Source organism: [Actinomadura] parvosata subsp. kistnae (assembly GCF_900323885.1).
In the GTDB taxonomy this organism is placed as follows: Bacteria; Actinomycetota; Actinomycetes; order Streptosporangiales; family Streptosporangiaceae; genus Nonomuraea; species Nonomuraea composti.
Map to the genome: position 1 here is coordinate 1,869,160 of NZ_OOHJ01000022.1, position 14,606 is coordinate 1,883,765.

Genomic DNA, 14,606 nt, shown 5'->3' on the forward strand with positions numbered 1-14,606 from the left:
GAGTCTCACCGGTCATGGATATTCCGGTATGTGGTTCTCAGTGTTCTGCGTGCAAGGAGCCACCGATGTACATCGATGCCAGCATCGCGAAGAGGAATGCCTGCAGGAACTGGATGAAGATCTCGAAGCCGGTGAAGATGATCGTCATGACCACACCGACGATGCCGACGGGGGCGCCCAGCGGCGTGAGCTTCTCGAACAGGAACCAGAAGCCGACCATGCTGAAGAACGCGAGCAGCATGTGCCCGGCGAACATGTTGGCGAAGAGTCGTACCGCGTGCGTGAACGGCGCGATGATCATGTTCGAGAGGAACTCGATCGGCGACAGCAGCACGTAGATCGCCTTGGGCAGCCCCGGCGGGAACATCATGTTCTTGAAGTAGCCGCCCAGGCCCTGGTGCTTGATGCCGAGCCAGATCTTGAGCACGTAGATCGAGAGGGCGAGCACCGCCGGGAACGCGATGTGCGAGGCCACCGGGAACTGCACGACGGGGATGACGCCCGCCAGGTTCCAGACGAGGACCAGGAAGAACAGCGTCACCAGCAGGCCCATGAACCGGTCGGCGTCCTTGCCCAGGAACGGGCGGGCGACCTGGTCACGGACGAACATGTAGCCGTACTCGACGACGTTCTGCATGCCCCGGGGCACGAGCTTCGGCTTGGAGAAGGCGGCCCAGGTCAGGCCGATCACCAGGATCGCGCTGAGAACGGCCAGCAGGACCGGCTTGGTGAACCATTCGACCCCCGGAATGAGCGGAGGCAGGTCGAAGAGTTCGTTCGGCGTCGGCGCGGAGAACTCGTCGCCGTGGGCTGGGGCCGTCAGCGTAATCACGCGGCGTTCCCTTCAACGTCGTAGTGGATCACAAGGGTTTCCTCGGCGAAGTTTTCGCTACGTCGGACTAGCGAGAGAACTTCCGGTAGGCCAGATAGCCGGCAAGCATCAGCCCCAGGACGGTGCCTATGGGGAAGAACGCGGACGTGTCGAGCCACCGGTCCAGCAACCAGCCGATCGCGCCATAGACGATCATCCCGGCGAGCAGATAGCTGGGGATCGACCACATGGCATCGGCGAAGTCGCGACCGTCTTCTTCCGGTCGGCGTTCCTGTGCGCTCATCGCGGCCCCGACGATAGCAGGCGAGTAGAGGACTAGTCATATCGGACCCCGTCCATGAACCAGCCTCATGAGTCGCCCTTACCGGGGACCTTGGCTTCGGGGTCGACGTAAAACATCTTGGTCTTGATGAAGCCGCGCACTTCGAAGCCCGTCCAGACGAGCGTGCAGACCACGACCGACCAGGCGAAAGCCTTGGAGTTCCAGGCCGTGGTGTCACCGAAGACGCTGAGCACGATCATGATGGCGACGACCTTGACGAGGTAGCTCAGCATCGCGGCGATCGCCATCATCTGCGGGGAGACGCGGGCGGCATAGGACACCGCTACCACGCTGATGCTGAAGAAAACCCCGACGAGCAAAGCGCCGATGGCGGCGCCGAGCGCTCCCTTGCCCTCAGCCATCAGGAACGCCACGGCCACGGCGACCACTCCAACCAGCGCGGTCGGGATCGCGGCGCCTTTGAGTACGCGCACGTCGTTGGCCTGCATCGGTGCTCCATCAACGAGTTATCAAGCGAGCGTTTGCTACCTCCAGAACCGGTAAGTCTGGAGTCCCTGCTCGTGAAAGATATCACAAGCTCACGGAAGACCGCTTTTACCTGCCGTTTCTAGTTCCCGATCAAGGACGGCTCGGAAAGACGGGAATGACCGGATTGCCCTCGGCCGTCGCGCGCTCGCGGGACGACCCGTCGGCGGGCGGCATCTGCGGTCTTCTGACCTGCGTATCCGGCAGGATCGGCGGCATCGGGCCGGTGGGCGGGCCGTCGTCGTTGTCGGGCTGCTTGTTGCGCGGCGCGGAGTGCGCCCCGCCCCTGCCCCGCCAGCGCGGGGCGGCCATGAGCACCAGCACGGCCAGCGCCAGGACGATGACCACCAGGAACCACAGCACCGGCACGCCCACGCGCGCCAGCAGCACCACGCCGAAGGCGAACAGGAACGCCCACGCGTACATGATCAGCACCGAGCGGCGCTGTGAATGGCCGATGTCGAGCAGCCGGTGATGCAGGTGGCCGCGGTCGGGGGCGAACGGCGACAGCCCCTGCGAGGTGCGGCGCACCACGGCGGTGATGAGGTCGATCAGCGGCAGGACCAGCACCGCCGCCGGCAGCATCAGCGGCAGCAGCACACCCACCTTGTTCACGCTCTCGATGGCGGCCGGGTCGAGCGGCGTCACCGTCACGATCGAGGAGGCGAGCACCAGGCCGATCAGCATCGCCCCCGTGTCACCCATGAAGATCTTGGCCGGGTGGAAGTTGTGCGGCAGGAACCCCAGGCAGGTGCCGATGAGCACGGCCGCGATGGCGGCCGTCGTGGTGATGTTGCCGGCGCTCATGCTCTGCGCCAGGAAGATCGAGTATGCCCACGTGGCCATGGCCGCGATGCACACGATGCCCGCCGCGAGCCCGTCGAGCCCGTCGACGAAGTTGACCGCGTTGATCGTCACCACCACGACCAGGATCGTGATGACCGTGCTGAGCGTGTAGTCGAGGCTGGTCGAGCCGCCCCAGTCTTTCGGCAGCGGGATGTAGAGCAGTCGCAGGTTGAAGGCGACCAGCACCCCCGCCGCCGCGATCTGCCCGCCGAGCTTGATGAAGGCGTCCATGCCCCACCAGTCGTCGAGGAACCCCGTCACCGTGATCAGCCCGCCGGCCACGATCAGGGCCTTGACCACGTCGGCGTCGTAGCCGGCCAGCGCCTCGCCCGTGTGGGTGAGCTGCTGGGCGGTCAGCAGGCCGACGACCAGGCCGCCGTACATCGCCAGGCCGCCCAGCCTGGGCGTCGGCGTGGTGTGCACGTCGCGCTCGCGAACCTCGGGCATGGCGCCGATACGGATGGCGAAGCGGCGCACCAGCGGGACCAGCAGATACGTGACCGCCGCCGAGATGAGCGCCATGAACAGGTATTCGCGCACGAACCTAGTTTCCCGGATGCTCCGGCCAGCTGTGACCGGAAATCGACACAGAACCGCTTAATATTCGCTGAGATATGGACGATGGATGGCGAGAAGAGCCGCAACTCTTTCCCTGACCTCCGCTGAGCTGCCCGGATACCGCACCGCCCGGGTCACGAGCGAGCCGATCTCCTTGAGTTCCTGGGACCCCATCCCCTGAGTGGTCACGCAGGGCGTCCCGACCCGGATCCCCGACGTGACCGCGGGCGGCTCCGGGTCGTACGGGACCGCGTTGCGGTTCAGCGTGATCCCCGCAGCCGCGCACCTGCGCTCCGCCTCCGCCCCCGTGACGCCCAGCCCGCGCAGGTCGATCAGCGCCAGATGCGTGTCCGTCCCGCCGGACACGGCCCGCATCCCCTCCGCCGCCAGCGCGTCCGCCAGCACCCGCGCGTTCGCCACCACCTGCCGCGCGTAACCGGCGAACTCCGGACGCATCGCCTCCCCGAACGCCACCGCCTTCGCCGCCACCACGTGCATCAGCGGCCCGCCCTGCACGAACGGGAACACCGCCCGGTCGATCTTGCCCGCCAGCTCCCCCGTGCACAGGATCGCGCCGCCGCGCGGCCCGCGCAGCGTCTTGTGCGTCGTGAACGTCACGACGTCCGCGTACGGCACCGCCGACGGGATCGCCCCGCCCGCCATCAGCCCCACCGGATGCGCCACGTCGGCCAGCAGCCACGCCCCCACCTCGTCCGCGATCCCGCGGAAGAGCTGATAGTCGATCAGCCTCGGGTACGCCGTCGCGCCGCACACGATGAGCTTCGGCCGGTGCCGCAACGCCAGATCCCGGACCTCGTCGAGGTCGATCAGTTCGGTGTCGCGACGCACCCCGTACGACACGACGTCGAACCATCTTCCCGAGAAGTTCACCTTCGAGCCGTGCGTCAGATGGCCGCCGTGCGGGAGCGCCATCGCCAGCATCGTGTCGCCCGGCTGGAGCAGGGCGGCGTAGGCGGCCAGGTTCGCCGAGGCGCCGGAATGCGGCTGCACGTTGGCGTGCTCGGCCCCGAACAGCGCGCGCGCCCGCTCCACCGCCAGCCGCTCCGCCCGGTCGACGACCTCGCAGCCGCCGTAGTAACGCCGGCCCGGGTAGCCCTCGGCGTACTTGTTGGTGAGGGTGGAGCCCAGCGCGGCCAGCACGGCGGGCGAGGTGAAGTTCTCGCTCGCGATGAGCTGGATCCCGGCGCGAGCCCGGTCGAGCTCGTCGATCAGGATCTGCGCGATCTCGGGATCCCGGCTCCGCAACATTCCGAAGTCCGGACCGTAGTAGGGCTGCGCACCCATTTCTCCACAGTACGCCCTAATGTCCGTTTTTCCCAGAAACCGGAGATTTCCGGAAAATTCATCTCACCAGAAAGGCTGCGGCACATCCGTCGTCCGCACCCACCGCGGCGTGTCCTCCGCCGCGTCACTGATCGCCGTCAGCACCGCATGCCGGTAGAGCGCCAGACTCCTCCGCCACTCCCTGATGTCCTCCACGTACCGCTCCCCCACCGGCGCATCCCACGTCTGCGGGCTCCTGGCCAGCGAATACGCCTTGTCCAGGGCCGTGCTCAACGTCTCCAGCCGCGGCAGCACCTCCTCCCACGCCTCGACCAGCTTGGTGTAGTCGGGGTTGAACCGCCACGGATGCTGCACACCGTCGGGGCCGGTGGGCGCGGGCGGCGGCGCCTCGTTCCGCCCCCTCGCCCTGGGGGCCGGTGGATCGGCATACATCACGTCCCCCTCTCCGACCGCGTTGGCTCGCCTGCCCCCGGCTCTCTTGCCCCCGGCTCTCCTGCCCCCGGCTCGATCGTCCCCGGCTCGATCGTCCCCGGCGGGTCGTCCGGTCCGACGTCCTCCGGCGCCCATTCGCCGTGGCCGTACTCACCTGGGGGGATCTGGACCGAAGGCATGGGCTGGGGCTGGATGTCGCGGTGGTGGTCCATGACCGTTCGCAGGGCGTCGAGAGCCGGTGGGGTCGCATCGCCCGTGACGACCTCACCCCCGCCATCCCCCCACACCCCCGCTTCGGCCGCCACGTTGGCCGTCATGTCGGCCGCCACGTCAGCCGTCGCATCGATCGACAGGCCGGCCGCGGCGCCGGCGGGCAGGTCACCTGCCACACCCACCGTCACATCCGTGAGCGCCCCTGCCTGCACATCCACCACGACTCCTGCGGCCCCGTCCGGCATCGGCCCAGCCGTCACGTCCGTCACCGCGCCCGCCGTCACGTCCACCAGTGCGCCCACGGGCACGTCTGCCACGACGTCCGCCCTTGCGCCCGCTGACACGTCCACCGCGGCTCCTGCGGCCGCATCCGGCGTCACACCTGCCGTTACGCCCGATGCGACGTCCGCCGTCACGCTCGCCGTCACGCCTGCCGTCGTGTCGTGGCCGGGCTCCACGTCGTAGGCGATCGGGAAGTTGTACGCGGCTTCCGCGCCGCTGCCCTGCGACTGCGATGGCGAGCCGGCCCCGTAGCCGTCCGCCGCCACCTGGCCCGGCACCGTCGTAGCGACACCGCCACCCTGCCCAGCCTCACAGCCCTGCCCGGCACTGCTGCCCTGCCCGGCACCGCTGCCCTGCCCGTTCCCCTGCCCGTTCCCCTGCCCGTTGCCCTGTCCATTGCCCTGCCCGGCATCGCTGCCCTGCCCAGCCCCGCCAACGTGCGCGCCCCCGCTGTCCTGGCCGGCCCCGCTGCCCTGGCTTCCCTCTGGGGCGGTGCCTGGCGTGTCGGCGGTGCCGGTGGGGGTCTCGGTGGGGTTGGTCGGCGGGATGGAGACGGGCTCGCCTCGGCCACCGGACCCCTGCTCGGGCCGGTCGCCCGTCGGCCGATCGCCGGTCGACGCGTCGCCGGCCGGCCGGTCACCGGTCGTCGCGTCACCGGTCGTCGCGTCACCAGCCGGCTGGTCGCCTGTCGGCCGGTCGCCCGAGGACTGATCGCCTGTTGCCCGGTCGCCTGCGGGCTGGTCGTCCGCTGGCCTGTCGCCGGTCGGCTGGGCCGGTGTGTTCGTGTCCGAGCCGCACCCGGCATCGCCCGGCGTCGCGGCGCCGCCTGCCGCCCCAGTGCCCGAGCCGTCACCCGGCGCCGACCCCGTACCGGAGCCGCCGTCCGGCGCTGACCCCGTGCCCGAGCCGCCGTCCGGCACCGAGCCCGTACCGGAGCTGCCGTCCGGCGCCGACCCCGTGCCCGAGCTGCCCTCCGGCAGCGACCCCGTGCCCGAGCTGCCGTTCGGTGGCGAGCCGGTGTCGGGGCCGCCGTACGAGGCCGATTCTGTGCCTGTAGTCGGGTTGCTGGCGTCGATCGAGCCCGCAGGGCCGTCGGGGCGGATGTCGCGTTCGGCCCATTCGCCCTTGCCGTACTCGCCGTCCGGGACCTGGACGCCGGGCATGTCCTGAGGGGCGATCTGCCTGTGGTCCTCGATGACCGTTTCGAGGGCGTCGAGGTTCGGGGGGTGGGCGTCGGCGGAGACCACGTCGCTGCCGGCGCCCGCTCCGCCGTTGACATTCGTGGCGTTCGTGTCTGCGCCGTCGGCGGGGAGGTGGGGCATTTCGGCTGGTTGCACCTTGTCCGGGTGTTCCAGCATGTCCTCGATGACCGCCGCCTGGGGGGCGTCCAGCGGGACCTGGAGGACCTTCACCCCGTCGACCACCACGACGCGAGGCTTGGTGGGGTCCTGTACCTCCGCGGCATCCTGGCCGTCGGAAGAGCCCTGGCCGTCCGTGGCGGGTGGGTCCGTGTCCTTGGCGGGCGGGTCGGTGACGCCGCGGTCCGTTTCGCTCCCCTGATCGCGCCTGCTGCCCAGGTCGTCGTCCTTGGGCGTGTCCGCAGGCTGATCCCCGGTCTTCCCATCGGTCCCGGTACGTCCCGCGTCATCACAGGTCTTGCCGTCCGAGCCGGTCTTGCCGTCAGTGTCCGGGTTTCGATCCGAGCCCGTCTTGCCGTCGGAGCCGGTCTTCCCCTCCGAGCCGGTCTTCCCCTCCGAACCTGTCTTACCGTCCGAGCCGGTCTTCCCCTCCGAACCCGTCTTACCGTCGGAGCCGGTCTTCCCGTCCTCGGTGCGGGGATCGTCGAACTGCCCCCGCCCCCCACGCGCATCCTTCGACTCGTCCCCAGCCCCAGCCCTCGGCGGCGGGTCGGCGCGTTTTTCCAGGACGGCGAGGCGCGCGTTGACGTCCTTGACCATCTTGCCCGCCAAGTCCGCCACCTGGACGGGCCGCTGGGCGGCGGTGACGGACAGGCCGGCGCGTTGCAGGGTGGCCCTGACGCGGTCCTCGGCGGTGCGCATCTCGGTGGCCGCGTGTTTCACCTCGGCCAGCAGGTCGCGGACCAGCTGGGGATCCATGCCGTCGTACTTGCCCATGGGCCGCTCCCGGACGTATCGCCGCTCCGGGCCTCACCGTATTCATGGCCCGGGCGGCATCGCACCCGGCATAAGCAGCGGGTATACGTCAGTCGTCGGTGGCGAGGTAGCCGATGATGCCGCGCAGCTTCTCGACGGGGATGGCGCCGCGCCGCAGGAGGCGGGGCACGGCGGTGGTGAGGTCGAGGATGGTGGAGGGGGTGTTGTCGGTGGTCTTGCCGCCGTCGAGGTAGACCTCGACGGAGTCGCCGAGCTGCTCCTCGGCTTCGGCGGCGGTGGTGGCGGCGGGCGCGCCGGAGCGGTTGGCGCTGGAGACGGCCATGGGGCCGGTCTCCTTGAGCAGGTCGAGGGCGACGGGGTGGAGCGGCATGCGGACGGCCACCGTGCCCTTGGTGTCGCCCAGGTCCCACGAAAGGGCCCTGTTGGCCTTGCAGACGAGCGTGAGCGGCCCCGGCCAGAACGCGTCTATCAGGTCTTGCCCGTAGGGCCCCAGGTCGTCCACGAGCGCTGTGGCGGCTCTGACGGTGCCCACGAGGACGGGCGGCGGCGTGTCGCGGCCGCGGCCCTTGGCGTCGAGCAGCGCCTTGACGGCGTCGGGGGTGAAGGCGTCGGCGCCGATGCCGTAGACCGTGTCGGTCGGCAGCACCACGAGGTCTCCGCGGCGCACGGCCGCGGCGGCCTCCATCAGGGCAACGGTGCGCTGATCGGGATCGGAGCAGTCAAAGCGTCGTGCCACGGCCTCATCCTAGTCCTGGCCCAGCCGGGCCGTGACGAAGCGGTCTCTTCTGGTGAGGTCTTGCCGCAGGCGTACGTCGCGCCAGCCGTTGTCCTCGGGGAAGGTCAGGTAGACGGCCCTGCCCTGCTCATCGGCGTGCTCGACGGCCACCCAGCCGCCGGGCCGCAGCAGGCGGCGGGCCGTGCGCTCGACGGCGCGCACCTCGCCGAGCCCGTCGTCACCGGAGCCGTACAGGGCTCTGGAGGGGTCGTAGTCGCGCACCTCGGGGTCGCGCGGGATCGCGCCCGGCGGGATGTACGGCGGGTTGGAGATGACCAGGTCGACCTTGCCGTTGAGCTCGGGCAGCGCTTCGGCGAGGTCTTCGGGGTGCAGGTGGGTGCGGCCCTGGCCGAGCTCGGAGATGTTGCGCTTGGCCCAGGTGTAGGCCGCCGGGTCGACCTCCACGGCGTGCACCTCGGCCAGCGCCACCTCCTGGGCGATGGACAGCGCGATCGCGCCGGAGCCGGTGCCGAGGTCGACGACGAGCGGCGCGTTGACGTCCATCTCGCGCAGGGTCTCGATGGCCCAGCCGGCCATCACCTCGGTCTCGGGGCGCGGCACGAACACGCCGGGCCCGACCGCCAGCTCAAGGTAGCGGAAGTAGGCGTGGCCGGTGATGTGCTGCAGCGGCTCGCGGGCCTCGCGCCGGGCGACGCCCTCCCAGAACAACGCGTCGAACTCGGAGTCCTTGACGGTGTGGAGCTCGCTCCTGCGCACGCCGTGGACGAACGCCGCTATCTCCTCCGCGTCGGTGCGTGGCGAAGGGACGCCTGCCTCGGCGAGCCGGGCGGTGGCGAGCGCGATCTCGTCCAGCAGAAATGTCATGAGTGTTGTGCGAGCTTCTCCGCCATTTCGGCGTCGATGAGGGCCTGGGTGACGGCGTTCAGCTCGCCGTCGAGAACCTGGTCGAGGTTATACGCCTTGAAGCCGACGCGGTGGTCGGAGATGCGGTTTTCCGGGAAGTTGTAGGTGCGGACGCGTTCGGAGCGGTCGACGGTGCGGACCTGCGACTTGCGTTCGGCCTGGGCGGCGGCCTCGGCCTCCTCCTGCGCGATGGCCAGCAGCCGGGCGCGCAGGATGCGCAGGGCCGACTCCTTGTTCTGGAGCTGGCTCTTCTCGTTCTGGCACGAGACGACGACGCCGGTGGGCAGGTGGGTGATGCGCACCGCGGAGTCGGTGGTGTTGACGCTCTGGCCGCCGGGGCCGCTGGAGCGGTAGACGTCGATGCGCAGGTCGTTGGGGTCGATCTGGACGTCGACCTCCTCCGCCTCCGGGTAGACGAGCACGCCCGCGGCGCTGGTGTGGATGCGGCCCTGCGACTCGGTGACGGGCACCCGCTGCACGCGGTGCACGCCGCCTTCGTACTTCAGCCGCGACCAGACGCCTTCGTCGCCCTTGGCCCGGATGCCGACCGTGACGTCTTTGTATCCGCCCAGGTCGGAGGGCTGGCTGTCGATGATCTCGGTCTTCCAGCCGAGCCGCTCGGCGTAGCGCAGGTACATGCGCAGCAGGTCGCCCGCGAACAGCGCGGACTCCTCGCCGCCCTCGCCCGCCTTGATCTCCATGATGATGTCCTTGTCATCGTTGGGATCGCGCGGGATGAGCAGGTGCCTGAGCTTCTCCTCGAGCTGCGGGATGCGCTCCTCGATCTCGGCGGCCTCGGCGGCGAACGCTTCGTCCTCGCCGGCCAGCTCCTTGGCGGCCGTCAGGTCGTCGCGGGCCGCTTCGAGCTCGCGGTAGGTGCCGACGATCGGGGTGAGCTGGGAGTAGCGCCGGCCGAGCGTGCGGGCCTTGTTCTGGTCGGCGTGCACGGCGGGGTCGGCGAGCTGCAGCTCCAGCTCGGAATACTCCTTGAGCAACTCGTCGAGGTTCACCGTGGGTCCTTTTTCTGAAGAGATGGCCGTTTCACCAACAACGCCGACCCAGGGCGCACCGGGGTGCGTCCGGGCCGGCGTGGGTGGAGCTACTTGCCCGTGGCCTTCTTGCCGAAGCGCTTCTCGAAGCGGGCCACCCGGCCGCCGGTGTCGAGGATCTTCTGCTTGCCCGTGTAGAACGGGTGGCAGGCCGAGCACACGTCGGCGTGGATGACGCCGTTCTTGGCGGTGCTACGGGTGGTGAACGTGTTGCCGCAGGAGCAGGAGACCTGCGTCACGTGGTAGTCGGGGTGGATGTCGCGCTTCATCGCTGTCCTTTCGGGGTGCGGCCGCCGGGTCGCCTTCACGCATGGCGTGAACCGGAACCGCAAAATGGTCAGCTACCAGTGTGCCAGATCGTGTAACCATCCAAGGCCATCGGCCATTCCCGACGGGTCACCGTCCGAGGTAGGTGAGCACCGCGAGCACGCGCCGGTGGTCCTCCGGGGCGGGGCCGAGGGCGAGCTTGGTGAAGATGCCGGAGACGTGCTTCTCCACGGCGCCCTCGGTGACGACCAGGCGGGCGGCGATGGCGGTGTTGGAGCGGCCCTCGGCCATCAGGGCCAGCACCTCGCGCTCGCGGGGCGACAGCGAGTCGAGCGGCGTGCCCCGGCGCTGGCGGCTGAGGAGCTGCACGACCACCTCGGGGTCGATGACGGTGCCGCCGGCGGCGACCTGCCGTACCGCGTCGAGGAACTCGGCGACGTCCGCCACCCGCTCCTTCAGCAGGTAGCCGACAGCGGGGCCGATGAGGTCGCCCGCGTAGCGCTCCTCGACGTACTGCGACAGCACCAGGATCGGGAAGCCGGGCCGGGCCGCGCGGACCCGCAGCGCCGCCCGCAGGCCCTCGTCGGTGTGCGTGGGCGGCATGCGCACGTCGACGATCGCCAGGTCCGGCTCGTGCTCGGCCACGGCGGCCACGAGCGCGGGCCCGTCGCCGACGGCCGCGACGGTCTCGACGCCCCCGTCCGCCAGCAGCCGGGCCAGCCCCGCACGCAGCAGTACGGAGTCCTCGGCGATGACGACGCGCATGCCCTTTCGCTACCACTCGCACGGCAGCTCTGCGCGGACGACCGTGGGCCCGCCCACGGGGCTGTGCACGACCAGCACGCCGTCGATGGTGGCCGCCCGGTCCGCCAGCCCCGCCAGGCCGCCTCCAGGGACGACGACGGCCCCGCCGATGCCGTCGTCCCACACGTCCACGACCACGCCGCGCCCGTCCCTGATCACGGTGACGGACGCCTCGGTGGCGCCGGAGTGCTTGGCCAGGTTCGTCAGCGACTCGGCCACGATGAAGTACGCGATGCTCTCCACGGCGGGCGGCGGCCGCTCGTCCAGCTCGACCGACACGTCCACCCTGATGGGCGCCCGCGCGGCCAGCCCCGACAGGGCCGCGTCGAGCCCGCGGTCGCTGAGTATCGCCGGGTGGATGCCCCTGGCCAGGTCGCGCAGCTCGGCGATGGCCGCCTTGGTGCCCGCGTGGGCCTGCGCGATGAGCTCCCTGACCGTCTCGGGGTCGCTGTCGAACTTCGACTGCGCCCGCCCCAGGTCCACCGCCACCGACAGCAGCCGCTGCTGGGCGCCGTCGTGCAGGTCGCGCTCGATCCTGCGCCGCTCGGCCTCCGCCGCGTCGATGCCGCGGGCCCTGCTGGCCCGCAGCCGCTCCTCCTCACCGCCGCCGAGCAGCACGGTGGCCAGCGTCCCGTGCAGCCACGCCATGCCCCTCGTCTGGTACGCGCTCAGCACCAGCGCCACCGCGCCGCAGCAACCGGCTATCCAGGAGGTCGTCCAGTCCTCGGCGTAGAAACCGCTGCCGCCGGACGCCTCCTGCAGCCCGTACAGGACGGGGGCCAGCAGCAGCCCGGACGTGCCCATCCACATCGCGGCCGAGAACACCGCCTCGATGGCCCCGAGCGGCAGCAGGACGAGCAGATAGCCCAGGTCCCGCCAGGTCGCCGGGTCCTTCAGCAGCCACCGCAGGTGCGCGCCCAGCCCGCGTTCGGGACGCGGCCGGTACGGGTCGGCCAGCCGGATCCCGAACGCCAGCCGCAGCACCCGCCGCTCCAGCCGGGCGCCGCCCCGCCACAGCAGCACGGTCGCGAACGCCAGCGGCACGCCGACCCAGAACAGCGCCAGCACGAGCGAGGCGGAGACCGTGACGGCCAGCACGAAGTACCACGCCAGCCCGACCACCCCGCTGACCAGCAGGTACGGCACCGCCCGCCACGTCATCGGGTCCACCAGCACGCCGAGCGGCCCCATCGGCCCCAACGGCACGCGATCCTTCAACGCCACCGTCCGCATGACGACAGCGTCCCCTGGCGGCGGCGCGGCGGGAATACGGCAGGCAACCGTCCGGGGGGTGGGGCTAGCTCCACCCCCCGGCACGCGAAAGGGGGCGGCAGGAGAACCTGCCACCCCCTTGAGCGCGGACGCTAGTCGCGGTCGTTGCTCACCGTGGTCTTCTGGACCTGGAGGAGGAACTCCGCGTTGGACTTCGTCTCCTTCATCTTCTCCAGAAGCAGCTCCAGCGCCTGCTGCATGTCGAGCGCGTGCAGGACGCGCCGCAGCTTCCAGACGATCTGCAGCTCTTCCTTGGCCATGAGGATCTCTTCCTTACGGGTGCTGGACGCGTCGACGTCCACCGCGGGGAAGATGCGCTTGTCGGCCAGGGAGCGGTTGAGCTTGAGCTCCATGTTGCCGGTGCCCTTGAACTCCTCGAAGATGACCTCGTCCATCTTCGACCCGGTCTCGACCAGAGCCGTGGCGAGGATCGTCAGCGAGCCGCCGTTCTCGATGTTGCGGGCGGCGCCGAAGAAGCGCTTGGGCGGGTAGAGCGCCGTGGAGTCGACACCACCCGACAGGATGCGCCCGGACGCCGGCGCGGCCAGGTTGTAGGCGCGGCCGAGACGGGTGATCGAGTCGAGCAGCACGACCACGTCGTGGCCCAGCTCCACCAGGCGCTTGGCGCGCTCGATGGCGAGCTCGGCGACCGTGGTGTGGTCTTCGGCGGGACGGTCGAAGGTCGAGTGGATGACCTCGCCCTTGACCGACCGCTGCATGTCGGTGACCTCTTCGGGCCGCTCGTCCACGAGCACGACCATGAGGTGGCACTCGGGGTTGTTGCGGGTGAGCGCGTTGGCGATGGCCTGCAGCACCATCGTCTTGCCGGCCTTGGGCGGGGAGACGATGAGGCCGCGCTGGCCCTTGCCGATCGGCGAGACGAGGTCGATGATCCGCGTGGTGAGGATGTTCGGCTCGGTCTCGAGGCGCAGGCGCTCCTGCGGGTAGAGCGGCGTCAGCTTGTTGAAGTCGGGCCGGTTGCGGGCCTGCTCCGGGTCCATGCCGTTGACGGTGTCGAGGCGGACCAGGGCGTTGAACTTCTCGCGGCGCTCGCCCTCGCGCGGCTGCCGGACGGCGCCGGTGATGACGTCGCCCTTGCGCAGGCCGTTGCGGCGGATCTGGGCGAGCGAGACGTAGACGTCGTTGCTGCCCGGCAGGTAGCCGCTGGTCCTGACGAAGGCGTAGTTGTCGAGGATGTCGAGGATGCCGGCGATCGGGATGAGCACGTCGTCGTCGCCGATGACCGGCTCGCCCGCCTCGAAACGCTCGCGGCCGCGGCCGCGGTTGCGCTCCCTGAAGCGGCCCCTGCGGCTGCGCCCGCCGCGGTCGTCGTCGTCGCCGCCCCGCTGGTCGCCGCGCTGGTCGGCGCGGCTGCCGGAGTCGGCGGCGATGCGGTCGCGCTCGCCGCGGCCGCCATCGCGAGAACCGTCACGACCGTCACGGCCGTCGCGGGAACCGTCGCGGACGCCGTCACGACCCCCGTCGCGGCTGCTCTCGGCGCGGCCGCCCTCACCGCGGTCGCCGCCACGGTCACTCGTGCGGTCGCCGCCACGGTCGCTGCCACGGTCACTCGTGCGGTCGCCGCGCTCGCGGCGCTCGCCGCGGCTGCGGCGCTCGCGCCGGCTCTCGCCGCGCTCGGAGCGCGACTCGCCCTGCTGCGTCTCCGACGGCGGGCCCTGCTGCTCCACGACGGTCTCCGCCGGAGCGGCGGCGACCGGCTCGGGCGCGGCGGCCACGGGCGGCGCGGAGGCCACGTCGGCCGGCTGCGGAGCGGTCTCCTCAGCGGGCTTGTCGGCGGTCTTGGTGCGGGAACGTTCCCTGCGCGTACGGGTGGGCCGCTCGGCCGCGGGCGCCGCCTCCGCCGTCGGGGCGGGCGACTCGGTCACGGCCGTGGCCGTCGGTGCGCCGTCTCCGGAACCGCCACCCTGCTTCTCCTGGATGGCCGCGATGAGCTGGCTCTTCCGCATGCGCCCGGTCCCGCTGATGCCCAGCTCAGCTGCCATCTTCTGCAGCTCGGGCAGCACCTTGGCGGACAGGCCGGTGCCGGAGCGACGCGCACGCGGCTTGGCCGCTGCGCGGGTGGGGGTGTCGCCGGACGCCGGCTCAGCGCCTGATGCGTCGGAGAGGAGTTCGGTGGTGTCGCTCAACTAAAAGGTCCTTCCCA

At 70.6% G+C, this 14,606-nt stretch carries 14 protein-coding genes; all 14 read right to left on the reverse strand.

Annotated elements, in window-relative coordinates:
• Positions 1–37: 37 nt before the first annotated feature.
• The gene (atpB, locus tag KIS93_RS51245) at positions 38–832 is read right to left on the reverse strand and encodes a F0F1 ATP synthase subunit A (protein ID WP_080042508.1); all 795 of its coding nucleotides are present in this window, start codon (positions 830–832) and stop codon (positions 38–40) included.
• A 67-nt stretch (positions 833–899) separates the two neighbouring features.
• Positions 900–1,115 (reverse strand): AtpZ/AtpI family protein, encoded by a 216-nt coding sequence (locus KIS93_RS51250; RefSeq protein WP_230465544.1) that lies wholly within the window; start codon positions 1,113–1,115, stop codon positions 900–902.
• 65 nt (positions 1,116–1,180) lie between these two features.
• Positions 1,181–1,603 carry a Cg1360 family ATP-synthase-associated protein gene (locus KIS93_RS51255; protein WP_080042509.1) on the reverse strand — a complete coding sequence of 141 codons (423 nt, stop codon included), beginning with the start codon at positions 1,601–1,603 and terminating at the stop codon, positions 1,181–1,183.
• 130 nt (positions 1,604–1,733) lie between these two features.
• Entirely contained in the window at positions 1,734–3,026 is a 1,293-nt protein-coding gene (locus KIS93_RS51260; RefSeq protein WP_080042510.1) for a glycosyltransferase family 4 protein, read from the reverse strand.
• Between the two features lie 57 nt (positions 3,027–3,083).
• A complete protein-coding gene (locus tag KIS93_RS51265; protein ID WP_080042511.1) occupies positions 3,084–4,349 on the reverse strand; it encodes a serine hydroxymethyltransferase in 1,266 nt (421 codons plus the stop codon).
• Between the two features lie 63 nt (positions 4,350–4,412).
• Positions 4,413–4,781, reverse strand: coding sequence for a hypothetical protein (locus KIS93_RS51270; RefSeq protein ID WP_080047197.1), 369 nt, complete (start codon positions 4,779–4,781; stop codon positions 4,413–4,415).
• On the reverse strand, positions 4,781–7,336 hold the full coding sequence (locus KIS93_RS51275; RefSeq protein ID WP_186404900.1) for a hypothetical protein: 2,556 nt from the start codon (positions 7,334–7,336) through the stop codon (positions 4,781–4,783). The genes KIS93_RS51270 and KIS93_RS51275 overlap by 1 nt, the downstream gene beginning before the upstream one ends.
• A gap of 163 nt (positions 7,337–7,499) precedes the next feature.
• Entirely contained in the window at positions 7,500–8,147 is a 648-nt protein-coding gene (locus tag KIS93_RS51280) for an L-threonylcarbamoyladenylate synthase (RefSeq protein WP_080042513.1), read from the reverse strand.
• Positions 8,148–8,156: 9 nt separating this feature from the next.
• On the reverse strand, positions 8,157–9,011 hold the full coding sequence (gene prmC, locus KIS93_RS51285) for a peptide chain release factor N(5)-glutamine methyltransferase (protein WP_080042514.1): 855 nt from the start codon (positions 9,009–9,011) through the stop codon (positions 8,157–8,159).
• On the reverse strand, positions 9,008–10,060 hold the full coding sequence (gene prfA, locus KIS93_RS51290; protein WP_080042515.1) for a peptide chain release factor 1: 1,053 nt from the start codon (positions 10,058–10,060) through the stop codon (positions 9,008–9,010). The genes prmC and prfA overlap by 4 nt, the downstream gene beginning before the upstream one ends.
• An 89-nt stretch (positions 10,061–10,149) precedes the next feature.
• Entirely contained in the window at positions 10,150–10,368 is a 219-nt protein-coding gene (gene rpmE / locus KIS93_RS51295) for a 50S ribosomal protein L31 (protein WP_043616312.1), read from the reverse strand.
• 127 nt (positions 10,369–10,495) lie between these two features.
• On the reverse strand, positions 10,496–11,131 hold the full coding sequence (locus tag KIS93_RS51300) for a response regulator (RefSeq protein WP_080042516.1): 636 nt from the start codon (positions 11,129–11,131) through the stop codon (positions 10,496–10,498).
• 9 nt (positions 11,132–11,140) lie between these two features.
• The gene (locus tag KIS93_RS51305; RefSeq protein ID WP_246005488.1) at positions 11,141–12,376 is read right to left on the reverse strand and encodes a sensor histidine kinase; all 1,236 of its coding nucleotides are present in this window, start codon (positions 12,374–12,376) and stop codon (positions 11,141–11,143) included.
• Positions 12,377–12,534: 158 nt separating this feature from the next.
• Positions 12,535–14,589 carry a transcription termination factor Rho gene (gene rho, locus KIS93_RS51310; protein WP_080042517.1) on the reverse strand — a complete coding sequence of 685 codons (2,055 nt, stop codon included), beginning with the start codon at positions 14,587–14,589 and terminating at the stop codon, positions 12,535–12,537.
• Between the last annotated feature and the right edge of the window lie 17 nt (positions 14,590–14,606).